Here is a 26,670-nt window from a genome sequence, read left to right as displayed (position 1 = left end):
AACCCCTCTCCCGGATGGGAGAGGGGCAGGGGTGAGGGACCGCCGCTGATCATTGAGGCGACGCGGCACCGTTGCGTCTTCTGCGGTTAGGGCAGGCCCTCATCCCTGCCCTTCTCCCACACGGGAGAAGGGTTCCCCGCGCCCTCCATCCGCCTCCTCGCCCATGCGCCCAGCGTCGAGCCGCCTACGCCGCCCACCCTTGCCGCCAACCCCTCCCGCGCGCATAAGCCGCCTCGCTCCCGCAAGGCCTTAAGCCCAGTGTCCCCAGCCGCTCCCGCCTCCCCTCGCCTCGCCATCGGCTTTGCCTGCGGCATCCTTTCGGCCGTGATCTGGGGCGTGCAGTCGGTGATCTCGCGGCAATCGGTGGCGGACGGGCTCTCGGCTGGCGACGTCACAACCTTACGCTTCCTCGCCGCCTCGCTGGTGCTGCTGCCTTTTGCGCTGAAGCGGCTGAAGCCGTTTCCGGTCGGCCGGCTCGGCTGGAAGAAGGCGCTGATCCTGACCGCGATCGTCGGCCCGAGCTACAGCCTGATCCTGGTCGGCGGCGCCCATTTCGCCCCGGCTTTGCACTCCTCGGTGATCTCGCCTGGGCTGATCCCGGTCGCGACCGCGCTGCTCGCCGTCCTCGTACTCGGCGAGCGCATCAGTCCGCTGCGAGTGATCGGGCTCTCGATCATCGTCGCCGGGATCGTGGTCTTCTCCTTCGAGGCGATGGCGAACACGCCGACCCGCGAGGGCGCCTGGATCGGCGACCTGCTCTTCGTGCTGATCGCCGTGCTCTGGTCGGTGTTCGGGCTGCTCGCCCGGCGCTGGCGGGCCGATGCGGTCGAGGTCACCATGGCGACCTGCCTGCTCTCGCTGCCGTTGTTGCCGTTGCTGGCGCTGGTCCAGCCGGTCAATCTACTGCAGGTGCCGCTCTCGGCGGTGGTGCTGCAGGCGCTCTATCAGGGCGTCATCGTCGGCGCGGTCGCGCTCTTCCTCTACACGCAGGCGGTCGCAATTTTAGGCGCCGGCCGCGCCGCGCTCTTCCTGCCGCTGGTGCCGGTGGTGACGGCGCTGTCGGGCGCGGCGCTTCTGGGCGAGCGCGCCTCGGCGCTGGAGATCGCCGGCATGGCGCTTGCCATCCTCGGCATGGTGGTGGCGCTCAAGGCGCCGAGCCACGCCTGATCCGTCTTTGCCGCGCCGTCATTCCGGGGCAGGCCGCCAGGCCTGAGCCCGGAACCCAGAACCGATGAGAGCCATAGGCAAGGTGCGCCATGGCAGCGCCTTATCAATAAGCGGCAACGGTTCTGGGTTCCGGGCTCTTCGCTTCGCGAAGCCCCGGAAAGACGAGCCCGCTCAGCCCTTGTGGTCCTTGGCGATCGGCTCGACATAGGACAGGCCCATGTCCCAGGGGAAATAGATCCAGGTGTCCTGGCTGACCTCGGTGACGAAGGTGTCGACGACAGGCACGCCGGCCGGCTTGGCGTAGACCGTGGCGAAATGGGCGTTGGGCAGCATCTCGCGCACGACGCGGGCGGTCTTGCCGGTGTCGGTCAGGTCGTCAACGACGAGCACGCCCTTGCCCTTGCCGTCGCCGATGGCGCGGATCGAGGGGGCGATCTCCTTCATCACCTTGAGCTCGGACTGGTTCTTGTAGTCGTGATAGCTCGCGACGCAGACCGTCTCGATCATGCGCAGGCCGAGCTCGCGGCAGATGATCGCCGCCGGCACCAGCCCGCCGCGGGTGATGCAGACCATCGCCTCGAACGGGCCGGCATCGGCGAGGCGCCAGGCGAGCGCGCGGGCGTCGCGGTGGAACTGGTCCCAGGAAACGGGGAAGGCCTTGTTGGCGCTCGGTTCGGCCATGGCTGGTCCTGCGGCAGACTTAAGAAAGAGCCTTTCCGCAAAGCGCATTCGGCGCAGGCTGGCAAGAGCCGCGCGGCCACAATCCCCGACCGCGCGACTCTTTAGTTGGTCCTAGAATTCGGCCCAGCCGTCGTCGCCCCGACCACCCGCCGCTCTGGCGCGCGGGAGCGGCACCGGCTTCGCCGGCGCTACCACCGCCTTCATCGCCGGCAGCACCGAGCGCAAATTTGCTGCGAGCGCAGCCGGCTGGTCGTTGCCGCCGAGCCGGAAGGCGCCGACCAGCGCTGCCAGCGCCTGCGTCTCGGCCTGCAGGTCGCGCGACAGCTTCGAGCTGGAATCGGCCATCAGCGAATTCTGCTGCGTCATCTCGTCCATATGGGCGACGGTCTTGGCCATTTCCTCGACGCCATTGGCCTGCTCCGTCGCCGCGCTCGAGATCTCGGCGATGGTGCCGGCGACACGGTTGGCCGCATCGACGATCTCCTCGAGCGTCCGCCCGGTATCCTTGACCAGCTGCACGCCGGCGCGGACCTGCTGGCTCGAATTGGCGATCAGCGCCTTGATGCCGTTGGCGGATTCGCTGGAGCGGCCGGCGAGCGCCCGCACCTCCGAGGCGACGACGGCAAAGCCGCGGCCGGCATCGCCGGCACGCGCCGCCTCGACCGCGGCATTGAGCGCGAGCAAATTGGTCTGGAAGGAGATCTCGTCGATCATCGAGATGATGTCGGCGATCGAGGCCGAAGCCTGTTCGATCCGGCCCATCGCCGCGACAGCATCGCTGACGATCGCCCCGCCGCGCGAGGCCACGGCCTTGGCCTCGTCGCCGAGCGCCGCCGCCTGGCGCGAGTTGCCGGCGCTGGTCTTGATCGAGGCAGCGAGCTCCTCGGTCGTCGCCGCCGTCTCCTGCAGGCTCGAAGCCTGGGCCTCGGCGCGTTCGGCGAGTTCGAGGCTCTCATTTGCCATCCGGTCAGCCGCGATGCCGACCTTGCCGGAGATCGTGCCGACCTCGCCGACCACCTCCGCCATCGTCTCGATCAATTCGTTGATGCCGTCGCAGAGGACCGCGACCTCGCCCTCCTTGCCAGCCATGTCGATGCGCGTGGTCAGGTCCTTGGCCTTGGCCCGGCCGATCACCGCCTGCGCCTCGCCGACCGCCTTGGCGAGTTGGCGCGCCGCCTTCTGCTCGCTGATGTCGGTGGCGTATTTCACCACCTTCAGCGGCCGGCCCTTGGCATCCATGATCGGGTTGTAGCTCGCCTGGATCCAGACCTCGCGACCGCCCTTGCCGAAGCGCTGGTACTGGCCGGAATCGTATTCGCCGCGGCCGAGCTTCTCCCAGAAGGCGCGGTAGTCCGCCAAGCTGCGATAGGCAGCGTCGCAGAACATGGCGTGGTGCTTGCCCTTGATCTCGTCGAGCGCGTAGCCGGTGACGGCGAGGAAATTCTCGTTGGCGTCGAGGATGTGCCCGTCGAGCGTGAACTCGATCACTGCCATGGCCTTGCGGATCGCAGCGACCTGCCCGGCCAGGTCGGCTTCCCGATTCTTCTGGTCCGTGATCACGGTCGCAAACTTGATCACCTTGACCGGCTTGCCGCGGGAATTGAAGACCGGGTTGTAGCTCGCCTCGATCCAGAACTCGCTGCCATCGGCGGCGACGCGGAGAAACTGTCGCGCGTCGTATTCACCCTGCCGCAGCCGCTCCCAGAACGCCTTGTATTCGGCGCTCGCGGCCTCCTCCTTCAAGACGAACATGCTGTGATGGCGCCCCCGCACCTGGTCCAGCGTGTAGCCCACCGCCTTCAGGAAATTCTCGTTGGCATCGAGAATCGTGCCGTCGAGCTTGAAACTGATCACCGCCATGGCGCGGTTCAGCGCCGCCATTTCACCTTCAAGCTCACGGCGCGAAGCCCCGCCTCCAAATGGATTTAGCCGCATGCCCCATCCCCCGCATTCAGCTCCGCGGACTCCTGGCCCGCAAGATCAGAATTGCTGAGAATGGTTTATGACTCGCTAAGCGAAGATGGATCTCAAGTTAAAAATCAAGATGACGTTAGGGCAACTCAAAAAAACTACTATAAATCGATCATCGCCCGAAAACTGAATACATTCAATGAAAATGAATGCATCCACTCTTGTTAGCAGGCTAAGTTTATGAAAACTCGTCGCACTAAATAGAAATTCCTCTAATCATGTCCTAGAGATACTTGCGAATTATTCCAGACTGTTGCTCGACTAAACTTTGAACGGCGTTAGAAATCTGAGGGCCCTAGACTAAAAGTTGCATATATTGTATTATGCACTCTATACGTTAAGGCGCTTCCGCTCGGTTTCAACCATCGCCTGCACGGCGGCGGTCGCCATCATCAGCTTCTCCGGATCGCGCGAGCGGATGACGATGTTGGTGTCCGGCCCGGTCTCGGACCAGAACGGATAGGAGCCGATCGAGCAGTCGGGATGGGCTGTCGCGATCTCGGCCAGCGGCGTGCCGATATCGCCTTCGCGCAGGCCGGCCCTGACTGTCTCCGAGAGAATCTTGGCGCCGGTCTTCAGTGTCGGCGCGACGACGTCGAGCATCGCCTGCATGATCGCCGGGACGCCGGCCATGACATGAACGTTGCCGATCTTGAAGCCCGGCGCCTTCGACACCGAATTGGCGATGAGGTCGGCGCCGGCCGGGATGCGCGCCATGCGCATTCGCGCTTCGTTGAGCTGATCCTGCGGGAAGCGCTCCAGCAGCATGGCGACAGCGCGCGGGTCATGGTCGATCGGCACACCGAAGGCGGCCGCGACCGCGTCCGCCGTGATGTCGTCATGGGTCGGGCCGATGCCACCGGTTGTGAAGACATAGGTAAAGCGCGAGCGCAGCGCGTTCAGCGCCGAGACGATCTCGTCGGTCAGGTCGGGCACGACCCGGACCTCGCGCAGCTCGATGCCGATATTGGTCAGGTACTCGGCGATGTAGCCGATATTCTTGTCCTTGGTCCGGCCGGACAAGATCTCGTCGCCGATCACCAGGATCGCAGCGGTGATGACGGGCGGAAAGGCGGGCGATGGCGCTGCCGTCATGGGCATGATCCTGCTGTTCGAAAAAACGCCGCATGCGTGCCCCGATACGCAAGCGAGCTAAGCTGCTTGCGCGCGAATGCTCAAGCAGCGCGCCAGTCAGGGCCGCTATGCGCGCGCGGCGCAGCGCATCACGCGGTCGTGCGCTCGTAGACGAGGTTGAGCCGGGTCTGGGCGATCAGCTTATAGCCCTTGCTCTCCAGCAGAGCCGGAAGGTCGCTCTGCCAGCGCCCGCGCGAATCCTCGACGATGATGAAGCCGGGCCACAGCGCCTCGGGCGCATCGCGCAGGAAGGGTTCGAGGATCAGGTCCTCGGCGCCCTCGACATCGAGCTTGACCGCGTCGAGCCGCTCATAGCCCTCGCCCTGCATCAGCGCGAACAGCGTCGTCGCCGGCACGCGCACCGAGTTCGCGTTGCTGGAACGCAGGATGCGCACACTCGATTCGCCCTTGTTGGCGGGATCAAGGAACAGCGTCAGCTCGCCCGGCTTGTCGGCGAGCGCGCAGGCCACCGCCTTGACCGTGCCGAACGGGTTCTGGGCGATGTTGTAGGTCAGCCGCGCGAAGATGTCGGGCTGCGGCTCGACTGCGAGGATGCGCGCGCCGCGGCCGGCACGGGCCGCGACGAAGAGCGAATAGGCGCCGATATTCGCGCCGATATCGATGAAGCAGAAGCCGTCGCGAATGCGCGAGGCCAGGAGCTCGCGCTCCCGTGCATCGAAGTACTGCGGCGTGAACAGCACCCGCTTCTCGCAGACATTGCCCTCCGGATAGAGCCGCATCTGGGCGCCGAGCGCCTCGATATCGACGGGCTGGCCTTTGAGCCGGTTGAGCCCGAGGCGGCGCAGCGCATAGGCGAATTTGCGCCCGAGGAAGGAATCCGAGGCGCAGCGCGTCCAGCCGATGAGGCGCGCGATGCCGCCCTGGGGGGCGAAGGTGCCGAAAGGCTGATCTTCGGCCGATCTGATCTCATTGAATGCCATCGGCGGGCTGATACACCCCCGGCGCAGCGTGCGCCAGCGGCTTGATCGACGCCGGCGCGGCGAGAGGACCATGTCAGGCTGCATCGGTCGCCGCCGAGGCGCAGCCCGCATGCAGCGGGCAGAGGCTGCCGCAATCGGCGACGCCCGCCAGCAGGTAGCGCAGGCAGCAGAGCTTGCGGCGCCGGATCGGCTCACCCTGCTCGACGGGATAGCGCACCGCCTCGAACATAGGGTTGCGCTGGCCGGAGGGTTCGAGACGTCGCTCCAACCGTAGGCGCGCCGCCGCCAGCACTTCAGCGTCGGCAAGAGCGGCCGGCACTTGCTGCAGCGTCCATTCGAAGATAGCCGCCGCATTGGCCCAGAGCAGCCGCGGCGACACCCGGAACTGCGCCGCAAAATGGGCGATCAGCGGCGCGACATGGCCGTCGAACAGGCGCGCGAAAGGATCGCTACCGCCAACGCGCGACCCGCCTTCGTCGGGAATGACGATGGCGCTGGTCAGCCCGGCCTCCTGCGGCACGACCGCGATGTAGTCTAGCTCCAGCGGCAGATCGCGACCGCACAGCAGGATCGCCGCCGTCGCCGGAATGACCAGAGCGCCGAAATGCCATTGCGTCCACATCGAGACGATCGCGCGTCGGTCGCTCTCCGGATAGAGCACGGCGAAACGCGCCATCAGCCGGTCGGCGCCGCCCGTAAGCAGGTCGGGTCCCGAAATCGCTTCCCGGGCGCCACCGGGCAGCACGAGCTTGTCCCTGTACCAGGTCAGCGCCTCCGGAAAGCGCGCGGCAAATGACGGCTGCTGCTGCGCTTGGCTCATCCGAGCGCCGCCTGCTCCTCCGCCACCGGCTGCGCCGGGGCCGCAGGCCCGCTCAGCAATGCGACCAATGGCGCCGCGACCAGCGCAGCGCCGGCTGCGAGCGCAAAGCAGACGCCGTAGCCGAAATGCTGCGCGATCCAGCCGGCGCCGATGCCGCCGGCCATGCTGACCAGCCCGTCCATGCATTGCAGCAGGGTGAAGTCGACGCCGGCCTGGCGTGGATCGGACAGCGCCATGAAGCGGGCGTAGAGCGCGACGAAGCCGAGCGCCATGACGCCGGACGAGCTCGCCAGAGCCAGCGCGAGCACGGCCGGCTGCGGCAGGCCGCGCCAGGCGGCGAAGGCGAGGCCCGCAAGCGAAGCCGCCTGCAGCACGAGCGCCAGGACGAGCACGCTGCGTGCACCGAGCAGCCGCACCAAAGCGCCGCCAATGAGGGCGCAGGCGAAGCCGACCGCAAGGCCGCCGACGCCGTTGACAAGGCCGAGCGAGGCCAGATCGAGCCCGCTATCGACGAGATAGGGCCCGAGCATCGCCACACCCCATTTCTGCGCGGGGACATAAAGCGCGGCGAGGAGAAGCCCGGAGCGCATCTCCGGCCGGCGGAGCGCCTCCTTCAGCGAAGGCTGGTGAGTGCGCCGGGCCGGCGCGGCCGGAGTTGGCGAGAGCAGGAAGGGCAACGCCAGCAACAGGAGCAGCCCGGCCATGGCGAAGGTGGCGAATTGCCAGTCGAGCCGCGCGACGAGAACAAGGAACAGGCCAGAGCCGAGCGCCGAGCCGAGATAGGCCCCGCCGACCTGGGCAGCATTGCCCCAGCCATGATGCGCCTGCGCCAGCGTCTCGACCGCGTGTCCGTCGCAGGCGATGTCGCCGGTCGAGGCGGAGAACGCGATCACCACGAAGACGGCGATCAACGGGACGAACGCGATCGGCCCGATCAGGCCGACAGCGACGAGCCCTACCGCCGAGATCAGCGTTGTCGCCAGCACGATCGTCCGCGAGCGCGCCGACCCGGTATCCGGCAATCGGTAGCGCTCGATCGACGGCGCCCACAAAAACTTCAGCGCCCAGGGCAGTACGGCGAGATAGGTCAGGCCGATCTGGTCGAGCGGCAGGCCGCGCTCGCGCAGCACGCTCGGCAGGGCGATGAAGGTCAGCCCGCCGATGATGCTCTGGCCGACATAGAGCCCGCCAATAGCGAGAACGATCGCCGCCGGCGACAACAGCAGCGCCCTCACCAGCGATAGCGCAGGCTGGCGATGACCTTGCGGCCCTCGTCGAAGTAGCAATAGCCGGCGGTGCAGGTCTGCTGGACCTCGTTGAGCAGGTTGGTGGCATTGACCTGCAGCCGCATGCCCTTGAGCTGCGGGCTGAGGTTTTCGAGGTCATAGCGGATCGAGCCGTCGACGAAGGTGCGCGCCTTGTTGTCGATCACTGGCCGGCCGAGATTGTCGCCGAGGCTGGAGCCGACATAGCGCACGCCGCCGCCGACCCCGAGCCCGCGCACCGGCCCGCTTTGGACGGTGTAGTCGAGCCAGAGCGAAGCCATGTGGTAGGGCACGCTGGACAGCGGGTTGCCGACGGTCTCCGCGGTCAACTTCTTGATGCGCGCATCATTGTAGGAATAGGACGCCTGCAGGCTGAGCCCGTTCGCCAGCGAGGCGACGCCCTCGATCTCGAAGCCGCTGGAGCGCAAGTCGAGCTGGACCTGGCGATTGAGGCCGTCGACGACCTCGTAGACCACCCCGTTTTCCTGGCGGATGCTGAACACGGCGGCGCGCAGCGAGGCGTTGTAGCCCGGCAGGTCGTATTTCACGCCGAGCTCGGCCTGCTTGCCGCTCGTCGGCTGGGCGATGCCGCCATTCAGCACCGTACCGGGATTGGGCACGAAAGAGGTGCCGTAGCTGACATAGGGCGCAAGCCCGAAATCGGTGACGTAAGACAGCGCCGCGCGGCCGGTGAACTTGCCGTCATTGCGCTTGCTCTCGGTCGGGACGGCGCCCGCAGCGCCCGCCTCGAACTTGCTGTCGACCCAGTCCTGGCGAACGCCGGCCGAGAGGCGCCAGCCTCCCCATTTGATCTGGTCCTGCAAGTAGACTCCGGTCGTGGTCAGCGTCTGCTCGGTCCGCCACAGGAAGGCGGGGTTGTAGCCGAGCGGCACGCCACCGAAGGCTTCCTTGCTCTTGTAGTGCAGCCGGCTGACATCGACGCCGGCGAGCAGGGTGTGATCGACCGCCCCGGTCCGGACTTTTGCCTCCAGCGAGGTGTCGACCGAGAACCCGGCGGTGTTCTCGCGGGTCAGGCCGGGGTCGAAATAGACATATTGCTGGTTGTTGCCGAGCTGCTGGTACCGCGCCCGCTGGCGCAGCGTGAAAACCTCGTCGAATTTGTGCTCGAACTCGTAGCCGATGCGGGCCTGCTGCTGGCGGAAATCATTATAGCGCTTGTCGCCGACATAGAGCTTGGTCGCGCCCAGGGTCTTGGACAGCACATTGCCCTGGCGATCGACATAAGGGCCGTACTGGTTGAGATAGGCCGCAGTGCCGCCCGTGGTCGAATCCATGTACTCGCCGAGCACGGTGAGCTTGGTCGCCTCGTTCGGCTTCCAGGTCAGCGCCGGGGCGATGAAGATGCGGTCGTCCTTGATCGCGCTGATGTCGCTCTTTGCATCGCGGATGACGCCTGTCAGCCGGTAGAGCAGCGTGCCCTCCGGGTTGGCCGGGCCGGATAGGTCGAAGGCGAACTGCTTGCGGCCGAAGGAACCGCCCTGGATTTCGATCTCGCGGAACGGCGTCTCGGTCGGCCGCTTCGAGATCAGGTCGACGATGCCGGCGCTGGTGCTGGCCCCGTAGATCGCCGAGGCAGGACCGCGCAGCACGCTGATCCCTTCCAGCCCATAGGGCTCGAGCCGCATCAGCCCGTTCGGGCTGCCGATCTGGCGAAGGCCGTCGCGGAACACCGCGTTGTGGGTGACGTCGATGCCGCGGATGGTGAAGGCGTCGTAGCGCGGATCGAAGCCATAGGTGCCGATGCGTGCGCCCGGCGTGTAAGCCAGCGCCTCAAGCAGGTTCTGCGGCTTGCGCTGCTCGAGCTGCGTCTGCGTCACCGTCGAGATCGACATCGGCGTCTCGAGCAGCGGCGCGTCGGTCTTGCTGGCGCTGCGGCCGGATGTGGCGACATAGCCATTGGCGCTGAAGACGCCTCTCTCGCCAGAGCCCTGCCCTTCGACGACGATGGTGTCGAGCTGGATCTGCCGACCTTCGGCCCCCTGCGCCAGGGCGGCGAGAGGAGCAAACAGCAGCGCGGACGAGCCCAGCAGGGCAAAGCGAATATTCACGGCACACGACTCTCGGCGGGAAGCGACGAGCGCGGCCTAACAATCGAGACTATGCAGGTCAATACATTATAGTTTTGAATTATTACAGGTAAACATATCGATCATATACTTCAAATACCAAACAATACGTTGTTACACAGCATCATCATTGTTGATCTGCTCCTGCCTCGGGCAAATTGCGACAACGTCCAGCGCGACCGTCCAGATCCCGCGCAGCCGAGCACGAGTTATGCCGTCCCGCGTCAGCCTTGCACCGCTGCCCAAACCCAATAGATAAGAAGATCAAGGAGCGGCCTCCGGAATGACCCTGAACGAATCGATCTCGCGCGCTCGCCGCGACCCCGCCATCAAGCTGCATGGTCCCGAGGCCTTCGCGGCGATGCGCAAGGCCGGCCAGCTCACCGCGCGCGGCCTCGACATGCTCGCCGGCGAGGTCAAGCCCGGCGTGACCACCCAGCGCCTCGACGATCTCGCCTTCCAGTTCGCCATGGACAACGGCGCCTATCCGGCGACGCTGTTCTATCGCGGCTACACCAAGTCGATCTGCACCTCGATCAACCATGTCGTCTGCCACGGCATTCCCGACGACAAGCCGATGCGCGAAGGCGACATCGTCAACATCGACTACACGCTGATCGTCGATGGCTGGCACGGCGATTCCAGCCGGATGTTCGGTGTCGGCGACATTCCGCGCAAGGCCGAGCGGCTGGTCGAGATCACCTATGAGAGCCTGCTGCGCGGCATCCGCGCGGTGCGTCCGGGCGCGACCACCGGCGATATCGGCTTTTCCATCCAGCGCTATGCCGAGGGCGAGCGCTGCTCGGTGGTGCGCGACTTCTGCGGCCATGGCCTCGGCCAGGTCTTCCACGATGCGCCCAACATCCTGCACTATGGCAGCCCCGGCGAAGGCGTCGAACTCAAGCCCGGCATGCTCTTCACCATCGAACCGATGATCAATCTCGGCAAGGCGAGCGTGAAGGTGCTCTCCGACGGCTGGACCGCGGTGACGCGCGACCGCTCGCTCTCGGCCCAGTTCGAGCACACGATCGGCGTAACCGACACGGGCTGCGAGATCTTCACGCTCTCGCCCGCCGGCCTCGATAATCCGCTCGCCCGCACATGAAGACCAGCGGCAACGGCAAGTCAGCCCCGATTGCCGCAGCCTCTGACGACGCCCCGCCGCACCATCTCGGCCATCGCGACCGTTTGCGCCAGCGCTTCCTCGACGGCGGCGATGCCGCCCTGCCCGACTACGAGCTGCTCGAGCTTCTGCTCTTCCGCTCGATCCCGCAGCGCGACGTGAAGCCGCTCGCCAAGCAGTTAATCCAGCATTTCGGCTCCTTCGCCGAGGTGATCGGCGCGCCGCTCTCGCGCCTGACCGAGGTCAAGGGCATCGGCGAGAGCGTCGCGCTCGATCTCAAGATCGTCGAGGCGGCGCTCAAGCGCACGATGAAGGGCCAGGTCGCGAAAAAGCCGGTGCTCTCCTCCTGGTCATCGGTGATCGACTATTGCCGGCTGGCGATGGCCTTCGCCGAGCGCGAGCAGTTCCGCATCCTCTTCCTCGACAAGAAGAATGCGCTGATCGCCGACGAGGTGCAGCAGACCGGCACGGTCGACCACACCCCGGTCTATCCGCGCGAGGTGATGCGCCGGGCGCTGGAGCTCTCAGCCACGGCGCTGATACTCGTGCACAACTATCCCGCTCGATACCCCACGGGAATGCATGGTCACGCATAGTCCCGGACGATCACGGAAAGGCTTAGATTCAATAGCTTATGAAGATTCTGCGCAGGCCAAAGCGGGATGATAGATTACCAGCTCCCCTCGCAAAGGTCTCTCGCGTATTTGTGCGATAAATCAATAACTTAAACCATCGCCGCTATGAAAATTCGGGTAATTAATACTTCCCACCACTTGGTCGGGCGCGCTCTGGAGCCATCGGAAATCCCGAGCTCCGAGCAACTGCTTCGCGGTCACCTAGACCCGCAGCAATTGCCGGAATTGTCTATAGAGCCAAAATTTGCGAGGATGCCGCGGGCAGACCGAAGGTATCAAACCGACGCCGCGATCCGGTTAGGAAAGCCGCCCATAAAGCTGCAGCGAAGAACGGCCTTGCGACCGCTTGCGCGGATCGCATCGAAAAACCCGCGCGCGAGCTCAGACCCGATACCGAGCCCCGAGAAGGGCTGCGGCACCTCGGTATGGGTGAGCGTGACGCGATCGCCCTCGATCTGGTAATAGGCGACAGCAGGCTCGTCGGAGTCCTCGATCGCGAGTTCGAAGCGATCCTCGGCCAAGTTGTCCCTGACCGCGCTCATGCGCTCTCTCTTTGCTCAATGAAGGCCAACAGGTCAGCGTTGATGATGTCGGGATGGGTCGCGAACAGCCCGTGTGACAGGCCAGGGTAGGTCTTGAGAGTGCCGTTCGACAGCAGCTTGATCGCTTCGCGGGCCGATGCGTCGATCGGTACCACCTGATCGTCCTCACCATGCAGGACCAGGACAGGCACAGATACGGCCTTCAGGTCATCGGTGAAGTCGGTTTCCGAAAACGCGGCCACGCAGTCATAGTGCGCCTTGGCGCCACCGTTCATGCCTTGGCGCCACCAGTTGCGGATCAGCCCCTCGCTGACCTCCGCGCCCTCGCGATTGAAGCCGTAGAAGGGGCCGCTAGGCACATCGAGGAAGAACTGCGCGCGATTGCGGCTGAGCGCGTCGCGAAAGCCATCAAACACAGACATTGGCAGACCGCCGGGATACCGGTCGGTGGCCAGCATGATGGGGGTGACCGCGCCGATCAACACCGCCTTGGCGACCCGATCCGGCTCGCTGCGCGCGACACAGCGTATGACCTCGCCGCCGCCCGTCGAATGACCGATATGAACCACATTCCTGAGGTCAAGCGCGCGCACCAGCGCCGCGACATCGGCGGCGTAGGTGTCCATGTCGTTTCCGGTATCGGTCTGGTCGGATCGACCATGGCCACGCCGATCATGGGCGATCACCCGAAATCCCCTGCCAAGGAAGAACAGCATCTGGTTGTCCCAGTCGTCCGCGCTGAGCGGCCATCCATGGTGGAACATGATCGGCTGGCGGTCCTTCGGGCCCCAATCCTTGTAGAAGATGCTGACGCCGTCGCTCGTGACTATCGTGGGCATGAGAGGGTCTCACTGATGTTGATTGCGTCGGAGGAGGAAGGCCGCCATGGCCTGCCAGCCTGGTTATAAAGGGTGCTGTTGCGGCCAACGGCAGCGGCGCGCCTCCTGCGAGGGCGGGAGACGATGTGCATCTCGCTGATGCGATATCCCCTTGCCAGCAAGTGGTGGCGACATGAGCCGCCGCCACTTCCGCTCGCCGTCAGGCGGCGTGCGCTGCCTTTTCGGGATTGAAGCCGTCGAAGCTTTCGAAGACGCCCATGAAGCCGGGAACGGTGGCTTCCCGCGCCCAGTCGCGCTGGAGCTCGCAATACATCTGCACGCGGCTGATCAGCTTCGCGCCCGCCTGCTCGACCCGGCGCAGCGCAGCCTCGTGCGCGGCCAGCGACGTGCCGCCGACCGCGTCGACGGGCACATAGACTTCATATCCCTCCTGGATCGCATCGAGCGCAGGGAAGGTGAGGCAGGCCTCGGTCCAGAGCGCGGTCATGATCAGCTTGCGGCGGCCGAGCGCCTTGACTGCATCCTTGAAGCCGGTGTCCTCCCAGCTGTTGATCGAGGTGCGATCATAGGTCGGCAGATGACCAAGGACGTTCTGCAGCTCCTGGATCGGCGGCTTGTTGCGGCCGGTCGCGATATTGACCGTCGAGTGGACGATCGGGAGATTGTAGTTCACGGCCGCCTTGGCGGTGCTCACGATGTTGAACACCAGCTCGTCGCGCGGCATCGAGCGGATCGAGGAAACCTGGATCGGCTGATAATCGATGATGATGAAGGCTGCGTTGTCAGGGGTAAGAAGGTGATCGGTCTGCGGATTGCGGATGGTCTCACTGGCCATGATTGGTCCCTTTCCTGTTCATGTCGCGCGTCGGAGGCGGGCTTGCGCCCTTGTTCAAGCGGAGGGTCGAGCGCCAACCGATCCGCAGGAAAAAGGGGCCGGATGCAGAGCGCATCCAGCGCCCTGATCATGTTGCGGCGGCGACGAAGCGCCCGCTGTTGAAGTCTTCAGCGGCCTGCCGGATTTCCGCTTCGCTGTTCATCACAAAGGGGCCGTATCCGACGATCGGCTCGTCGATGGGTTCGCCCGTCAGCACCAGCAGCTCGGCATCGCCATCGGCGTGAACGGCGATGTCGATGCCTTCGCGGTCAAGGAGCACCATCTCCGCCTCGCCTGCCTCCTGCCTGTCTGCGATAGTGACGTGACCCGTGAGGACAACGATCATAGCGGTGTGTCCCGCAGGCAGATCGAGGTTGACGTCCGCACCAGCGTTCACGCTGAGGTCCCAGACATTGATCGGCGTGAAGGTGCGCGCAGCTCCCTGCGTCCCCCGATAGTCGCCCGCGATGATCCGGATCGTGCCGGCACGTTTGGGGAGCTTCACGACCGGAATGTCGGCCTTCAGAATGCCTTGGTACCCAGCCGGCGCCACCTTGTCCTTTGCGGGCAGGTTCACCCACAGCTGCACCATGCGAAAGGGCCCACCGGCACGGGCGAAGCCAGGCGAGTGATACTCCTCGTGGATGATGCCGCCTGCGGCGGTCATCCACTGGACGTCGCCCGGTCCGATCACACCGCCGTTGCCGGCAGAGTCGCGGTGCTCGACCTCCCCTTCGTAAACGATCGTGACCGTCTCGAAGCCACGATGTGGGTGCTTGCCCACCCCTCGGCGCTGACGAGTCGGCTCGAACAGATGCGGCCCGGCATAGTCGAGCAGCAGGAACGGGCTGACGTGCGCGCCCAGGTCGTTGTACGAAAAGAGCGAGCGAACGGGAAAGCCGTCGCCGACCCAATGCTGCCGGTCGTTACCGTACCGGCCGATTACCTTGGCCATGTGCGTTCTCCGATTCCGACGCGCCGCCGCGCGGCTGCGTGCTGGATCGTAGATTATGGCGCGACGACAAAATGAATAGATTGCCATAAGCGACACAGCGTCCTACATAAAGGACGATGAAAGACCTCAACGATCTCTATTATTTTGCCGCGGTCGTTGATCATGGCGGTTTCTCGTCGGCTGGGCGGGCGCTCGGCATCCAGAAATCGCTGCTCAGCCGTCGGGTTCTGGCCCTTGAGGAGCGCCTGGGGATCAGGCTTCTCAACCGATCCTCCCGCCGGTTCTCCGTCACAGAGGTTGGGCGCGAGTTCTACGACCGCTGCATCGCGATGCTGGTGGAGGCAGAAGCCGCGGAGCAGGTAGCGGCGCAGGTCCAGGGCGAACCGCGCGGCATCGTGCGCATGAGCTGCCCCACCGCATTGCTGTCGTTCCAGTTCGGCGAACTGATTGCGCGTTTCATGATGATCAATCCGCGTGTCCAAATTCTTCTGGAGAGCACAAACCGCCGGGTCGACGTGATCTCCGAAGGATTGGACCTCGCCATACGGGTCCGCTTTCCGCCGCTGGACTCGACCGGTCTGGTGATGCGGCGCCTTGATGAAAGCGCCCAGTGCCTGGTTGCTGCTCCAAAGCTGGTAGGTGGCCAGCTGCAATCGCCGGCCGACCTTCATGGCCTTCCAAGTCTGGATCAGGGGCGTGCGACCCGTGAGCATAGCTGGGGACTTCACCATGCCGACGGAAAGGTGGCGACGGTTCCTCATACGCCCCGCCTAGTGACCGACGATATGTCGGTGCTCCGCGATGCGGCGATGGTTGGCGCGGGAGTGGTGCAGTTGCCGACGATCTTCGTCTCCGATGACGTGAAGAAGGGACGGCTCGTCGACGTGCTCCCGGACTGGCGACCTCAGTCCGGGATCGTTCATGCCGTCTTCCCGTCGCGCCGCGGGCTGCTCCCGTCCGTACGCGCGCTGCTGGACTTCTTCGCGCGCGAATGCGCGATACAGCGCACTCGAGCGGAGAAGATCGTGCCGCCCGGGTTGCAGCCCCGAGGCTGGAGCGATGGAACGACTGCCAGCGAGGATGGCGCTCAAAAGACAAGCGGGCCGTACGAGGAGTTGCCGCAGTGGCTAAGCCAGATTCGATAGCAGATATTGCTTACAAGATTCCCCAGGATGTCACCGGAGCAGCCCGGAGTCTGCTATCTCAGATCATTACTTGCCTTGAGCTGAGCGCGGTGCACGCATCCGACCATTGGAGCGTCCGGGATGGTGCCAGCGGCATTTCGGAAAACGCACAGTTGACAATGTTCTGGCCTACCGTGTCGCGTAACGGGGAACGATGAATGGATATCGAGGGCTTGCGAACATTTGTGGAGGTCGCCGATGCGGGCGGAGTGACCGCCGCTGCCTTGCGCCTCGGCGTGTCCAAATCCATCGTAAGCCGGCGGCTCGCGAGGATCGAGACCGAGCTGGGCGTTCAACTGCTCGCGCGCACCACGCGCGGTGCGGCCCTCACCGAAGCAGGTATCACCTTCCGAGATCACGCGGCCAGAATCTGTGCGGAATACGATATCGCGATGGAAACAATCCTGCCGGCGGGCGACCTCCGCGGAAGCTTTAGAATTGCTGCCCCACTGACGTTCGGTCCCACACACTTCGCATCCGTCATTGCAGATATGGCCCGTCTTAACCCTCTGCTGCAGGTTCGATCCTCCTACTCTGACCGCTTCGTCGATCTCATCACGGAAGGCTTCGACTGCGCGATCCGGATCGGTCATTTGACAGACTCGAATTTGGTCGCGCGCAAGGTCGGATATACACCGGCGATCTTCGTAGCGACGCCCGACTACATCGGGCGCCACGGCGCACCGGAAACGCCCGAGGAGTTTGACGCCCACGATGTCGTGATGCACGGGACCGAGACCTGGCTTGCCATGGATGGGGACAAATTGATTAACCTGAAGCCGCAGGGGCGGTTCAAGGCCGACAATGCCGTAGCTCTCGTCGCGGCGGCGCTCGCTGGCGTGGGCGTGGCCGGAATTCCCAAGGAGTTGATCATTGAGCACCTGGATTCCGGAGCACTTGTTCCGGTCATGAAGCGCTATCCGCCACCGAACCTCGGTATCTATGTGGTGCGGCCACCCGGGCAGCATCCGGAGCGTAAGGTGCGGATCCTGACAGAGATGATGATCGCATGCTGCCAGAACCTCTGCAAAGCGATCATGATGCGGGACGCCCCCCGACTGGGCCAGCGGGGCTGAAATTTGCAGGGGACTTATCCTTGGCGGAGCTTCAGACGCTGGTTTCCGATCCGTCTGGATTTGCCTTGATGAGATATTCACCACTTTCCCGGAAACTGCGGACGGTCGCGAAGGTATCTTCCATAAACTGCACATAGGACAGCTTGCCGTTCTCGCCGCGCGCCAGAACCGCGAAGGGTGATGTCACGGTTTTATTCAAAACGGTCGATGTATAGGTAAAGGAACCAAAGATCGCAGCGCCGTTCTCATTTTCAAAGCTGTCCTGAATTTGGAAATCGTCTGTCCTCCAGTAGCGGCCGACATCGATAAAGGTCTGAACCAGCCCCTCGGTGCCTTTGTTCGTTCCTGCCCAAGGCATGATCTGCTTCAGTTCAGCGTGCTCATAGTTGAGCGAGACATATTTGAAGTCATCCGTGGTGAATTGCTTGACGAAGTCGAGATCGGTCGGGTTCGACAGGATTGACTGCAGTACGGCCAAAGGCGACGCCGTCGATGCGGGTTCAGCTGTAGAGTGTGCAGTAGGGGACATGATAGGTTCCTCGTTTTTGGCAATTCCAGAAATTGAGGTGTCGGCGTGCTTCAAACCTGGCAGCCATCCCGCTCTCACAAGCCGCGTCGCACACCTCCCTTCCCTGATAGGAATTCCGCCCCCGGCTCTCTAGTCACGACCTATGAGGAGCTGTGTTGCACGACCCGGAACGTCGTCGTTGGAAATCCCGCAATCGGCGACCTCCCGGACAGGTTGAACGGCCACGAGCGCCCATAGCCGACCGGGCACACCACGCTCCCCGCGCGGCCGTGCCACCGGCACCCTTGTTCCCGAGAGAACATCGGCTCGAACATCGAACTTCTAAGCCCACCGCGCGGCGTTCCAGTTCACGCAACACAGCTTGGCACTTCCCGAAGCTAAGAAACGCTGATCGCAACTGCTAAATGCGCGGATCAGGAAGTCGTGTGCCTTTCCCGTCCCGCGACGACATGCGGCTGACTTGGACCGAGCATGGTAGAAAAGGACGAGTATATGATCGATCTTAAAGGCAAGCGGGCGCTGGTAACCGGTGGATCGCGTGGTATCGGCGCAGCGGTCGCCTTGGTGCTTGCGGAAAATGGAGCGGACGTCGCCTTCACTTATCAGAATGCGGCTGAAAAGGCGCAGAGTGTCGTCAAGTCAATCGAGGCTGCAGGACGCCGCGCAGTCGCGATTCAGGCGGATAGCGCCGATCCGCAGGCGATCGCCCGTTCCGTGAACGAGGCAATCTCCGCGCTCGGCGGCATCGACATTCTGGTGAACAGCGCCGCGATCGGCCACTCCGGCATGATCGCCGATATCGACCTTGGCGAATATCAGCGCGTGATGGACGTCAACGTTCGTGCTCCCGTGCTGTTCGCGAAGGCTGTGATCCCGCACCTGGGCGAAGGCGGCCGTATCATCACGATCGGTTCGGCGCTTGGTGAGCGCGTTCCGTTCCCGGGCATTACGACCTACGCGATGTCGAAGGCGGCGCTGACCTCGTTCACCCGCGGCCTCTCGCGCGAACTCGGGCCCAAGGGCATCACCGTCAACCTGATCCAGCCGGGCGCGACCAACACGGATTCGAACCCTGCGGATGGCGAGGCGGCCGATTTCCAGCGCAGCCTGACGTCGCTGGGCCGCTATGCCGAACCGCGCGAGATCGGTAACGCCGTCGCCTATCTCGCCAGCCCGGCCGCAAGCATCATCACCGGCGCGACGCTGACCGTCGACGGTGGTGCGATTGCTTGAATCGCGAAGGTAGCGGCGCGCATGACGGCTGTCGTGGCCGAAGAGCGCGCCGCTCCGGAATAGGGCAGCCGCTTGATCGCTATACCGCCGAAACAAGATTGTATCACGAGGACCTGTATGACCGCAGTGCATTACCGGAAGCAGAAGGTCGGCGAGGTCGACATATTCTATCGGGAAGCGGGTCCGGCCGACGCGCCCGTGCTGCTGCTCCTTCATGGTTTTCCTACAGCCAGTCACATGTTCCGCGACCTGATCCCCGAGCTTGCGGACCGATACCGGGTGATCGCGCCCGATCTCCCCGGGTTCGGGCAGACCAGGGCGCCAGACCGCGGCGAATTCACCTACAGCTTCGACAAGCTGGCTGAAGTCATCGAGGGGTTCGTCGATGCCATCGGGCTGGATCGCTTCGCGCTCTACATCTTCGACTATGGGGCGCCGACGGGCCTCAGGCTGGCGATCAGGTACCCCGAGCGGATCACCGCGATCATCTCGCAGAACGGCAACGCCTATGAGGAAGGCTTCAGCGACGAATGGGAGGCGTGGCAGGCCTATTGGCGCGATCCCAGCGAGGCGAACCGCGAAGCGTGCCGCGACTCCCTGTCGCCCGAGACGATACGCAATTGGCAATATGGCACCGGCGCCGATCCCGAGCTGCTGGGCCCTGACGGTCAGGAGCTCGACATCGCCTACATGGCGCGCCCTGGCGCGGAAGAAGTGCAACTCGACCTCATTCTCGACTATCGCAGCAACGTCGCGCTCTATCCTCAATTCCAAGCCTATTTCCGAGAGCATCGGCCGCCGTTCCTCGCGGTGTGGGGACGGCATGACCCTGCCTTCGTTCCGGCAGGCGCGCTTGCCTACAAGCGGGATCTCCCGGACGCCGAAATTCACTTGCTCGACGCAGGACATTTCGCGCTCGAGACGCACCATCGTGAAATCGCGCAGCACATCCGCGACTTTCTCGGACGCGTCCTTCCTGAGCGCGCGGGTTCGCCTGGTTCGCCGCTCACTCCACCGGCCGATATCGACTTCGCGGCCATTTTGGGGGCCAATCTCAAGCGCGTCTTCGGCGAGCGCGACGCCGCTCGCCGGATCGACGCTATCCGGGAGCTATACGGCCCCGACGCCATCCTGCACGAGCCCGATCGATCCGTGCACGGCCACGAAGCCATCTCCCGGGCCGTGACCGAGCTTCTCGGCCATCTGCCCAGAGATTTCGCCTTCACGCCTGTCCGGCCGGCCCTCGGCCACAATGGCGTCGGCCGGCTGCAATGGACCGCCGGACCGCCCGATGGCCCGGTGGCGGTCACCGGGCTGGACGTAGCGCACATCGAGCACGGCGTCATCAAGATGCTGCATGTCTTCCTCGATCCGCAAGGCGCTTAAGGCTTCCGGCTAAGCCTGCGCTGCACCCGTGGCCGGAGCCGTCAGTCGATGATCGCCGTTACCCTGATTTCGATCCGCATCGTCGGCAAGCCCAGCGCCGCAACGCCGGTTTGCGTCCAGATCGGCGCCCGGTCAGGCATGTAGTGGCGATACAGGCGCGAGATCGTCGCGTTCACCTCAGGCGGAAAACCGCCGACGTGATAGCTATTGACGTGCACCACGTCCTTCCAGCTGGCGCCGGCGGGAGCGAGCACCTTCTCGACGTTGCGGAACGCCTGCGCGATCTCGTCTTCGATCGCGGCGGGGATGTTCAGGTCATCGTCCCACCCGCCCTGGCCCGACGTTTCCACCCGATTCCCGACCTTGAGCGTCTGTGACATGTGCAGCGCGTCGAACAGCTTCTGCCCGGCGCCCTCGGTGACGAACATTTCCGGCTTGGTCATTACAAGAACCTCCAAACGTTGATCCATACGACCCGACGGCGGGGTCTCTCTTCATGACATCGGCGGTGCCGGCGGAGCCGGTTCGTCCGGGAGCGGGATGAACTCGGCATTGTCGGCGTCGGGCAGCTTCATTCGCCCTGCTTTCCAGTCTGCCGCCGCCTGCGCGAGCCGCTCCTGCGAGGACGAGACAAAGTTCCAGTAGACGTAGCGCCGGCCGACCGGCTCACCGCCAAGCAGCATGACCGTGGATTGCTCGGTTGCGGTCACGTGCGAAGCGGAGCCATCCACGACCAGCATTTGTCCGGCATCGAAGCGTCGGCCGTCCACCTCTAGCCCGCCCGAGGCGATGTAGATCGCGCGTTCGCTGTGACCGCCCGGGATTTCGGTGCTCGCGCCTGGTGCCAGGTCGAGGTGCGCGTAGAAAAGCGGCGAATGCGTCTGCGCACCTGCGGTGAGCCCGTATGCGCTGCCCGCGATCAGGTGGCCAATGACGCCGCTTTCGGTCCACTGCGGAAGGCCGCTCCCGGAATGATGGGAGAAGGACGGTTCGGTCTCCTCGACTTCGCTTGGGAGCGCCACCCACGCCTGGAATCCATGGATCCTGTCTCCCTGCGCACGGGCGCGCTCCAGCCACTCGCTATGGGTGATGCCGCGTCCCGCCGTCATCCAGTTGACCTCCTCGGGACGGATCGCCTGCTCATAGGCCAGGCTGTCGCGGTGCATGATCTCGCCGGCAAAGAGGTAGGTGACCGTGGAGAGGCCAATATGCGGATGCGGTCGAACGTCGGCGCTGCGATCAACGCCGCGCGGGATGTCGACCGGCCCGATATGGTCGAAGAAAATGAAGGGGCCCACCATCCGGCGCTTCGCGAAGGGTAAGACCCGGCCCACCTCGATGCTGCCGCCAAGGTTCCGCCGCCGTTGTTCGATGACCAGCTCGATCATTGTCCATCCTGCTCTGCCGAAGTGTCTACGACGTCTGCATATTCGGGATGCCGCGCGTAATGGGCTGCCATGAAGGGGCAGCGGAGGACCGCCTTGCGGCCGCTTGCTCGCAGGAGCTCGAACACGCCTCGCGCCAGCTTCGAGCCGATCCCCTGCCCTGAGAACCGCTCCGGCACGATGGTGTGCGTGAGGGTAAGCCTCTCACCTTGCAGCCGATAATAGGTGGCAGCGATCTCGTGGCTGCCGTCGATGGCAAGCTCAAAGCGCCTTTCGGCGGGATTGTCGTCGACTGTGCTCAAGCGGATCGTCTCCTGTTGCTTCGTGATGCCGGCTAACCCAAGCCGACCAAGCTGAGGCGGAAAGCGTCGAGCTCGGCATCGTTCTTCGATCGCGCCGCCGCTGCGATTTCGATCGCGCGGTCGCCGACAGGCACATGACCGGCCGTCGCAGACGCCTGCGCGATCTGCACCACCCGCGCCGCAACCTCGGCGACATGGCTGCCGCCGATCGCAAGCTGCTCCAGCCGGGTCGACGCCGTGGCCAGGCGTTTCCCATAGAAGTCGCGCTGCGCGGGCGTCAGATCGGAAATCGGGCGCGCCGACCTTGTGGGTCGGTCCGTATCGCCTAGAGGCACGATGAGGTCTGTCGTCACCATCACCACGTCCACACCTGAAGGCTGCACCTCCGCCCGATATGCCGCGGACAGCGCTTCGAGCGCCGCCGTCGAGGCCGCGGAGAGGCCCCCGAACGGAACAGCCAGACGGGCAATCCAGGAACTGACCTGGATAATCCTGCCGCGCGCTACGCGCAGCGACGGAAGAAATGCGTTGATCAGAGCGACCGCGCCGACCACATTCAGCTCGAGCTCTCGCCTGATGGCGTCAAGAGGCATAGCCTCAAGGGGACCAGCCTGGAGGGATTCCTGAAGGTTCATAAGGACGTCGAGCCCTGCGCCGTCGAGCGCCTCCGAGACACCCTCAGCCCAGGCCTTCAACCCCTGCATGTTGGTGATATCGCAGGCTGCAAGGCTGACTCGCCCGCCTGATGCCACTTTCAGGTCATGAACCTGGGCCGCCGACTCTGCGGTACCGAAGACCACGCTTCCTTCGCCGGCGAACTTGAGCGCGACTTCCCGCCCCAGCCCGGCACCAGCGCCCGCGATCACGACGGATCGAACCCGTTTGGCAGAGGGCCGTGACATCACCGACCTTCAGCGCAAAGTGTGATGAGGTGCACCACCTCACGATCAAAATCCTGCACATTCGCGTCCGTGGCACCGCTCTCCTCTGCCGAGTTCAGCGGGAAGATGCCGTTGCCGAGCCGCTGTACGTCGATGGAGACGGTTTCCTTGTGCGCGAATGGCCCCTCGGCAATGTCCAACGACATCTGCGTGAGTGAGTGAAGCTTGAGGCTGATTTTGAAGTCGGGATAGGCGACATTCATCTCCTGTCCGACCGGAAAGCCGGCGATCGACATTGTCATTCTCCTTGATTGCGCCGTTGCAGCATCGTCAGGTTCGACAAAGGAACCGGAGCAGGAGGAGTGAAGTCCCATCGTGAAAGCGGCAGGTCGCCATCACGTCCGCGACCCGCATGGTGCGCATCGATCCGGCCTCCCGATTGAAACGCATCTGGTTGGGAGCACCTGAAGCCTGAGGATTGAGCCGGTATCACTCCACCGTCGGGACTGCGGGGATGGCAGGGCCGACGAGGAACAAGGCCTGGGGCCACGCATCCCGCCGGCTCCGCCATCGGGCCTTCTCAGCCCGCCGCCGGGACCGGCGTATTCAGGAGCTGCTGTTCCCACATGAAGGCGACGCCGCTGCCGCCGACATGGTCGATCATGACCTGCGTCAGCGGGCCGGCCGTGTCGACGCGCGCCCAGTCGCGCTGCCATTCCGCGGCCAGCGCCAGCCACGTCATCATGTTGATGCCGGCCGCGATCATGCGCTGGATCGCGACCGCGTGCGCCTCGACCGAGGTGCCCCCCGATGCGTCGGTGATCACCGTCACGTCCCAGCCCTCCCCCGCTGCCTGGATCGCCGGCATGGCGACGCAGATCTCCGTCCAGAGCCCGGCGATGATCAGCTGCTTGCGACCGGTCGCCTTCACGGCATCGACGACCGCCTTGTCCTCCCACGTGTTGATGAACGTACGGTCGATCACCTCCTGGCCGGGGAAGACATCGGTGACGTGCTTGAAGATCAGGCCGCCGCGGCCCGCTATGACGCTCGTCAGGATCGTCGGAACGCCGAAGACCTTGGCGGTCTTGGCGAGAGCGGTCGTATTGTTTACGACCGCCTGGGGATCGTGACTGTTCAGGTTCGCTAGCTGGTAAGGCTGGTGATCGATGAGCACGAGCACCGAGTCTTCGGGGCGAAGAAGCGAGTCGAGGCCGTTGCGAAAGGTCATGTTGGTTTCCTTTGCTGCCGTAATCGGTTTACGGGAGACACCAGGACTGAGCATCACCCTCGGATGGCGTGCCATCGCCTTTTCCGACGCGGTAGCTCCACATCATGCTATGCTGTGTTGCGCATCTGGGAACACGGCGTGGATATTGAAGAACTGCGTACGTTCGTGGAGGTCGCGGATGCAGGCAGTGTAACTGCCGCGGCGCTGCGATTGGGGGTGTCGAAGTCGATCGTCAGCCGGAGGCTGGCGCGGCTCGAGGCAGATCTGGCTATCTAGCTACTTGCGCGCACGACACGGGGCGTAGCGCTAACGGAAGCCGGGATAACCTTCCGGGATCATGCTGCAAAGGTTTGCGGCGAAATCGACATTGCGCGTGAAACGATCCTCCCTGGCGGCTCGCCACGAGGGGGCTTCAGGATCGCGGCTCCCCTAACGTTTGGACCAACCCACTTCGGGTCTGTCATCGCGGAGTTGGCGCAGCGAATCCGGAATTGCAGTGCGTCAAGGCGACTCACCGAACATGCGGGTGATCATGCGTGATGATCACGATGGGGCATTCGAAACATCCCAATCAACGGCACCCACGGCGCTTCTCTATGCTTTTTATTCAGCATTTTCAGTAGCTTATAGCTTTGACAAGCTTAATCCACAAAGATCCCGCTCGATACCCCACGGGCATTCTGGATCACGATGGATCACGCCTCGACCAAAATTCCCTCTGAAAAGAGGGGCCTGCGAATTTTCTCCGACCTGTCCGCCCCCTGTCCGACGGGTGGTAGAACGCCAAAATGCATCTCAGCAGCTTGCGGGGCCATGCTGCGGGCAAAGAAGCCCCCTGCCCCGCCTCGCTGGTGTGAACTCGCTCAGATGGCCGCCTTGGCCGATTACAGGGTTACTGCTGCCAGCCCCATTGGCGCTCAGTGCGTGATCGAGATCGGGCGCGTGAGTACACGAGCGCGAACGCGAGCAATATGAGGCGTCCCGCGGGACGCAAACGACAGCCATTCGGCGTCAGGCGGCATCATCTCCGACGGAAGGCGAGTCCGGCGGAATACATCCGTCGAACCTGCAGACAGCGGGCATTTGCGGCCTGCCATCAACGCCGGTCCCAGAAAATGGCTATCGTTTCCCGGGTATCAGCTACAGCGCGATCTAGGCGGACTTCCTGACCCCGTTATCCTCCATAGCCACAAACTAAGCAGCTTTCGCAAGATGGCTAACACGGGGGATTTCGAATGATCCGGCGATCATCTGTTGTTGCCATGGCTTTCCTTGCCTTGGCGAGTTCCGTCGAGGCCAAAGTCAAGATCGGTGTCATCGGGCCATTCTCCGGGCCGTTCGCCAGCCAAGGCAAGAATTTCAAAGCCGGCATCGATGCCTACATGGCGTTGAACGGCAGCAAGGTCGGCGCCGAAGAGATCGAGATTATCTATCGCGATCTGCCGCAGGCCGATCCGGCGCAGGCCAAGGCCCGTGCCCAGGAACTCGTGGTCAAGGAAGGCGTCCAGTATCTCGCGGGCTTCTATTTCACGCCTGATGCGCTGGCGGTCGTGCCGATCCTCGAGCAGGCCAACGTCCCCATGCTCGTCATGAATGCCGGCACCTCGATGATCGTAACCCGAAGCCCGCTCGTGGTGCGGACCTCCTTCACCATGTGGCAGACCTCGACGCCCATGGCGAAGGTCGCCAGGGACAAGGGTATCGGCAAAGTCGTGACGATCGTCAGCGATTACGGTCCTGGCGTCGATGCCGAAACCGCTTTCAAGACGGCTTTCACAGGGCTCGGGGGACAGGTGATCGATTCGATCCGCATGCCGCTCTCGACTACGGACTACAGCCCGATCATGCAGCGGGTCCGCGGCACGGGCGCCGACGCCATCTTCGCCTTTCTTCCGTCCGGGCCGACGACTCTCGGCTTCGTCAAAGCCTATAACGAGAATGATCTTGCCAAGGCCGGCATCCGGTTCCTTTCGCCGGGCGATTTGACCCAGGAATCGGATTTGCCCGCGCTGGGTGATGCCGCGCTCGGCATTCAGACGACGTTCCACTACTCGGTGTCGCATGACTCGCCCGAGAACAGGGTGTTCGTCGAAGCGGCGAGCAAGGCCATCGGCAATGCCCAGGAGTTGTCGTTTCCGGCGGTCGGCGCCTTCGATGGTATGCACGTCATCTACAAGATGATCGAAGCCACCGGCGGCAAGCAGGATGCGGCAAAGGCCGTCGAAGCGATCAAGGGCATGAGCTGGCAAAGCCCGCGCGGCCCGGTTTCGATCGATCCTGCAACGCGGCACATCACGCAGAACATCTATCTGCGCGAAGTCAGCAAGACGCCGGACGGACGCTACATCAACAAGGAGATCGCGACCTTCGAGAAGCAGGGCGACCCCGGCCTGGCCGCCGCCAAGTGATCGCCGCCTAGATCACCAGGA

The 26,670-nt window shown here is 64.0% G+C and carries 26 protein-coding genes and 2 pseudogenes; 10 read left to right on the top strand and 18 right to left on the bottom strand.

What is annotated here, in order from left to right; translation table 11 throughout:
* The first annotated feature begins 258 nt into the window (after positions 1-258).
* Positions 259-1,167, top strand: a complete 909-nt coding sequence (locus ACSQ3M_RS01485; protein ID WP_436148314.1) for a DMT family transporter — start codon at positions 259-261, stop codon at positions 1,165-1,167.
* Between the two features lie 171 nt (positions 1,168-1,338).
* Here the strand turns inward: ACSQ3M_RS01485 and gpt are convergent, their stop codons facing one another.
* The 7 genes from gpt to ACSQ3M_RS01450 all read right to left on the bottom strand — a co-directional run bounded on the left by gpt (position 1,339) and on the right by ACSQ3M_RS01450 (position 10,048).
* On the bottom strand, positions 1,339-1,848 hold the full coding sequence (gene gpt, locus ACSQ3M_RS01480; RefSeq protein WP_436148313.1) for a xanthine phosphoribosyltransferase: 510 nt from the start codon (positions 1,846-1,848) through the stop codon (positions 1,339-1,341).
* A gap of 111 nt (positions 1,849-1,959) precedes the next feature.
* A complete protein-coding gene (locus ACSQ3M_RS01475; RefSeq protein WP_436148312.1) occupies positions 1,960-3,729 on the bottom strand; it encodes a methyl-accepting chemotaxis protein in 1,770 nt (589 codons plus the stop codon).
* Positions 3,730-4,149: 420 nt separating this feature from the next.
* Positions 4,150-4,914, bottom strand: coding sequence for a competence/damage-inducible protein A (locus tag ACSQ3M_RS01470; protein ID WP_436148311.1), 765 nt, complete (start codon positions 4,912-4,914; stop codon positions 4,150-4,152).
* A 128-nt stretch (positions 4,915-5,042) separates the two neighbouring features.
* Positions 5,043-5,894 carry an FkbM family methyltransferase gene (locus ACSQ3M_RS01465; RefSeq protein WP_436148310.1) on the bottom strand — a complete coding sequence of 284 codons (852 nt, stop codon included), beginning with the start codon at positions 5,892-5,894 and terminating at the stop codon, positions 5,043-5,045.
* A 73-nt stretch (positions 5,895-5,967) separates the two neighbouring features.
* Complete coding sequence (gene fhuF, locus ACSQ3M_RS01460) at positions 5,968-6,714, bottom strand: siderophore-iron reductase FhuF (protein ID WP_436148309.1); 747 nt, start codon at positions 6,712-6,714, stop codon at positions 5,968-5,970.
* Positions 6,711-7,952, bottom strand: a complete 1,242-nt coding sequence (locus tag ACSQ3M_RS01455; RefSeq protein ID WP_436149272.1) for an MFS transporter — start codon at positions 7,950-7,952, stop codon at positions 6,711-6,713. Before ACSQ3M_RS01455 ends, fhuF begins: the two co-directional genes overlap by 4 nt.
* Positions 7,946-10,048, bottom strand: a complete 2,103-nt coding sequence (locus tag ACSQ3M_RS01450; RefSeq protein WP_436148308.1) for a TonB-dependent siderophore receptor — start codon at positions 10,046-10,048, stop codon at positions 7,946-7,948. Before ACSQ3M_RS01450 ends, ACSQ3M_RS01455 begins: the two co-directional genes overlap by 7 nt.
* A 301-nt stretch (positions 10,049-10,349) precedes the next feature.
* On the opposite strand from ACSQ3M_RS01450, the gene map reads away from it, so the two are divergent.
* Both map and ACSQ3M_RS01440 read left to right on the top strand, forming a co-directional pair.
* Positions 10,350-11,171 carry a type I methionyl aminopeptidase gene (gene map / locus ACSQ3M_RS01445; protein ID WP_436148307.1) on the top strand — a complete coding sequence of 274 codons (822 nt, stop codon included), beginning with the start codon at positions 10,350-10,352 and terminating at the stop codon, positions 11,169-11,171.
* Positions 11,168-11,785, top strand: a complete 618-nt coding sequence (locus ACSQ3M_RS01440; protein ID WP_436148306.1) for a JAB domain-containing protein — start codon at positions 11,168-11,170, stop codon at positions 11,783-11,785. The genes map and ACSQ3M_RS01440 overlap by 4 nt, the downstream gene beginning before the upstream one ends.
* 314 nt (positions 11,786-12,099) lie before the next feature.
* Here the strand turns inward: ACSQ3M_RS01440 and ACSQ3M_RS01435 are convergent, their stop codons facing one another.
* The 4 genes from ACSQ3M_RS01435 to ACSQ3M_RS01420 form a co-directional block, all read right to left on the bottom strand.
* The gene (locus ACSQ3M_RS01435; RefSeq protein WP_436148305.1) at positions 12,100-12,366 is read right to left on the bottom strand and encodes a GNAT family N-acetyltransferase; all 267 of its coding nucleotides are present in this window, start codon (positions 12,364-12,366) and stop codon (positions 12,100-12,102) included.
* A complete protein-coding gene (locus tag ACSQ3M_RS01430) occupies positions 12,363-13,205 on the bottom strand; it encodes an alpha/beta fold hydrolase (protein ID WP_436148304.1) in 843 nt (280 codons plus the stop codon). The genes ACSQ3M_RS01435 and ACSQ3M_RS01430 overlap by 4 nt, the downstream gene beginning before the upstream one ends.
* Before the next feature lie 199 nt (positions 13,206-13,404).
* Positions 13,405-14,040 carry a hydrolase gene (locus ACSQ3M_RS01425; protein ID WP_436148303.1) on the bottom strand — a complete coding sequence of 212 codons (636 nt, stop codon included), beginning with the start codon at positions 14,038-14,040 and terminating at the stop codon, positions 13,405-13,407.
* A gap of 127 nt (positions 14,041-14,167) precedes the next feature.
* Positions 14,168-15,034, bottom strand: a complete 867-nt coding sequence (locus tag ACSQ3M_RS01420) for a pirin family protein (protein ID WP_436148302.1) — start codon at positions 15,032-15,034, stop codon at positions 14,168-14,170.
* Positions 15,035-15,150: 116 nt separating this feature from the next.
* Here ACSQ3M_RS01420 and ACSQ3M_RS01415 point away from each other — a divergent pair, with 116 nt between their 5' ends.
* Entirely contained in the window at positions 15,151-16,179 is a 1,029-nt protein-coding gene (locus ACSQ3M_RS01415) for a LysR substrate-binding domain-containing protein (protein ID WP_436148301.1), read from the top strand.
* 197 nt (positions 16,180-16,376) lie between these two features.
* Positions 16,377-17,294 (top strand): LysR family transcriptional regulator, encoded by a 918-nt coding sequence (locus ACSQ3M_RS01410; RefSeq protein ID WP_436148300.1) that lies wholly within the window; start codon positions 16,377-16,379, stop codon positions 17,292-17,294.
* A gap of 31 nt (positions 17,295-17,325) precedes the next feature.
* Here ACSQ3M_RS01410 and ACSQ3M_RS01405 read toward each other — a convergent pair whose 3' ends face one another.
* Positions 17,326-17,823 carry a nuclear transport factor 2 family protein gene (locus ACSQ3M_RS01405; protein ID WP_436148299.1) on the bottom strand — a complete coding sequence of 166 codons (498 nt, stop codon included), beginning with the start codon at positions 17,821-17,823 and terminating at the stop codon, positions 17,326-17,328.
* Positions 17,824-18,315: 492 nt separating this feature from the next.
* On the opposite strand from ACSQ3M_RS01405, the gene ACSQ3M_RS01400 reads away from it, so the two are divergent.
* From ACSQ3M_RS01400 to ACSQ3M_RS01390, 3 genes and pseudogenes are all read left to right on the top strand, one after another.
* The gene (locus ACSQ3M_RS01400; protein ID WP_436148298.1) at positions 18,316-19,056 is read left to right on the top strand and encodes an SDR family NAD(P)-dependent oxidoreductase; all 741 of its coding nucleotides are present in this window, start codon (positions 18,316-18,318) and stop codon (positions 19,054-19,056) included.
* 117 nt (positions 19,057-19,173) lie between these two features.
* Positions 19,174-20,025: pseudogene (locus ACSQ3M_RS01395) on the top strand (alpha/beta fold hydrolase); the annotation flags it as partial.
* A 72-nt stretch (positions 20,026-20,097) separates the two neighbouring features.
* Positions 20,098-20,442, top strand: coding sequence for a nuclear transport factor 2 family protein (locus ACSQ3M_RS01390; protein ID WP_436149271.1), 345 nt, complete (start codon positions 20,098-20,100; stop codon positions 20,440-20,442).
* 41 nt (positions 20,443-20,483) lie between these two features.
* Here ACSQ3M_RS01390 and ACSQ3M_RS01385 read toward each other — a convergent pair whose 3' ends face one another.
* From ACSQ3M_RS01385 to ACSQ3M_RS01360, 6 genes are all read right to left on the bottom strand, one after another.
* Positions 20,484-20,885 (bottom strand): RidA family protein, encoded by a 402-nt coding sequence (locus tag ACSQ3M_RS01385; RefSeq protein WP_436148297.1) that lies wholly within the window; start codon positions 20,883-20,885, stop codon positions 20,484-20,486.
* Positions 20,886-20,936: 51 nt separating this feature from the next.
* Positions 20,937-21,830 carry a pirin family protein gene (locus ACSQ3M_RS01380; RefSeq protein ID WP_436148296.1) on the bottom strand — a complete coding sequence of 298 codons (894 nt, stop codon included), beginning with the start codon at positions 21,828-21,830 and terminating at the stop codon, positions 20,937-20,939.
* Entirely contained in the window at positions 21,827-22,129 is a 303-nt protein-coding gene (locus tag ACSQ3M_RS01375; RefSeq protein WP_436148295.1) for a GNAT family N-acetyltransferase, read from the bottom strand. Before ACSQ3M_RS01375 ends, ACSQ3M_RS01380 begins: the two co-directional genes overlap by 4 nt.
* Before the next feature lie 32 nt (positions 22,130-22,161).
* On the bottom strand, positions 22,162-23,031 hold the full coding sequence (locus ACSQ3M_RS01370; RefSeq protein ID WP_436148294.1) for an SDR family NAD(P)-dependent oxidoreductase: 870 nt from the start codon (positions 23,029-23,031) through the stop codon (positions 22,162-22,164).
* A complete protein-coding gene (locus ACSQ3M_RS01365; protein ID WP_436148293.1) occupies positions 23,031-23,306 on the bottom strand; it encodes a MoaF-related domain-containing protein in 276 nt (91 codons plus the stop codon). The genes ACSQ3M_RS01370 and ACSQ3M_RS01365 overlap by 1 nt, the downstream gene beginning before the upstream one ends.
* Positions 23,307-23,590: 284 nt before the next feature.
* Positions 23,591-24,241 carry a hydrolase gene (locus ACSQ3M_RS01360; RefSeq protein WP_436149270.1) on the bottom strand — a complete coding sequence of 217 codons (651 nt, stop codon included), beginning with the start codon at positions 24,239-24,241 and terminating at the stop codon, positions 23,591-23,593.
* A 138-nt stretch (positions 24,242-24,379) separates the two neighbouring features.
* On the opposite strand from ACSQ3M_RS01360, the pseudogene ACSQ3M_RS01355 reads away from it, so the two are divergent.
* Both ACSQ3M_RS01355 and ACSQ3M_RS01350 read left to right on the top strand, forming a co-directional pair.
* Positions 24,380-24,724: pseudogene (locus ACSQ3M_RS01355) on the top strand (LysR family transcriptional regulator); the annotation flags it as partial.
* A gap of 779 nt (positions 24,725-25,503) precedes the next feature.
* On the top strand, positions 25,504-26,649 hold the full coding sequence (locus ACSQ3M_RS01350; protein WP_436148292.1) for an ABC transporter substrate-binding protein: 1,146 nt from the start codon (positions 25,504-25,506) through the stop codon (positions 26,647-26,649).
* Positions 26,650-26,670: the final 21 nt, after the last annotated feature.

This window comes from Allobosea sp. LjRoot90, from assembly GCF_964254315.1.
Taxonomy (GTDB): domain Bacteria; phylum Pseudomonadota; class Alphaproteobacteria; order Rhizobiales; family Beijerinckiaceae; genus Allobosea.
The sequence above is the reverse complement of the archived record's forward strand: the minus strand, read 5'-3'. Positions and strand labels throughout refer to the sequence as shown.

Bases quoted from the DNA above. Each gene is read 5' to 3' on its own strand.
- ACSQ3M_RS01365 (WP_436148293.1), bottom strand. From the start codon at position 23,306: ATGTCGATCGCCGGCTTTCCGGTCGGACAGGAGATGAATGTCGCCTAT.
- ACSQ3M_RS01410 (WP_436148300.1), top strand. From the start codon at position 16,377: ATGGATATCGAGGGCTTGCGAACATTTGTGGAGGTCGCCGATGCGGGC.
- ACSQ3M_RS01405 (WP_436148299.1), bottom strand. From the start codon at position 17,823: ATGTCCCCTACTGCACACTCTACAGCTGAACCCGCATCGACGGCGTCG.
- ACSQ3M_RS01465 (WP_436148310.1), bottom strand. From the start codon at position 5,894: ATGGCATTCAATGAGATCAGATCGGCCGAAGATCAGCCTTTCGGCACC.
- fhuF (WP_436148309.1), bottom strand. From the start codon at position 6,714: ATGAGCCAAGCGCAGCAGCAGCCGTCATTTGCCGCGCGCTTTCCGGAG.
- ACSQ3M_RS01400 (WP_436148298.1), top strand. From the start codon at position 18,316: ATGATCGATCTTAAAGGCAAGCGGGCGCTGGTAACCGGTGGATCGCGT.
- ACSQ3M_RS01385 (WP_436148297.1), bottom strand. From the start codon at position 20,885: ATGACCAAGCCGGAAATGTTCGTCACCGAGGGCGCCGGGCAGAAGCTG.
- map (WP_436148307.1), top strand. From the start codon at position 10,350: ATGACCCTGAACGAATCGATCTCGCGCGCTCGCCGCGACCCCGCCATC.
- ACSQ3M_RS01370 (WP_436148294.1), bottom strand. From the start codon at position 23,031: ATGTCACGGCCCTCTGCCAAACGGGTTCGATCCGTCGTGATCGCGGGC.
- ACSQ3M_RS01420 (WP_436148302.1), bottom strand. From the start codon at position 15,034: ATGGCCAAGGTAATCGGCCGGTACGGTAACGACCGGCAGCATTGGGTC.
- ACSQ3M_RS01350 (WP_436148292.1), top strand. From the start codon at position 25,504: ATGGCTTTCCTTGCCTTGGCGAGTTCCGTCGAGGCCAAAGTCAAGATC.
- ACSQ3M_RS01435 (WP_436148305.1), bottom strand. From the start codon at position 12,366: ATGAGCGCGGTCAGGGACAACTTGGCCGAGGATCGCTTCGAACTCGCG.
- ACSQ3M_RS01360 (WP_436149270.1), bottom strand. From the start codon at position 24,241: ATGACCTTTCGCAACGGCCTCGACTCGCTTCTTCGCCCCGAAGACTCG.
- ACSQ3M_RS01425 (WP_436148303.1), bottom strand. From the start codon at position 14,040: ATGGCCAGTGAGACCATCCGCAATCCGCAGACCGATCACCTTCTTACC.
- ACSQ3M_RS01415 (WP_436148301.1), top strand. From the start codon at position 15,151: ATGAAAGACCTCAACGATCTCTATTATTTTGCCGCGGTCGTTGATCAT.
- ACSQ3M_RS01470 (WP_436148311.1), bottom strand. From the start codon at position 4,914: ATGACGGCAGCGCCATCGCCCGCCTTTCCGCCCGTCATCACCGCTGCG.
- ACSQ3M_RS01380 (WP_436148296.1), bottom strand. From the start codon at position 21,830: ATGATCGAGCTGGTCATCGAACAACGGCGGCGGAACCTTGGCGGCAGC.
- ACSQ3M_RS01430 (WP_436148304.1), bottom strand. From the start codon at position 13,205: ATGCCCACGATAGTCACGAGCGACGGCGTCAGCATCTTCTACAAGGAT.
- gpt (WP_436148313.1), bottom strand. From the start codon at position 1,848: ATGGCCGAACCGAGCGCCAACAAGGCCTTCCCCGTTTCCTGGGACCAG.
- ACSQ3M_RS01440 (WP_436148306.1), top strand. From the start codon at position 11,168: ATGAAGACCAGCGGCAACGGCAAGTCAGCCCCGATTGCCGCAGCCTCT.
- ACSQ3M_RS01475 (WP_436148312.1), bottom strand. From the start codon at position 3,729: ATGGCGGCGCTGAACCGCGCCATGGCGGTGATCAGTTTCAAGCTCGAC.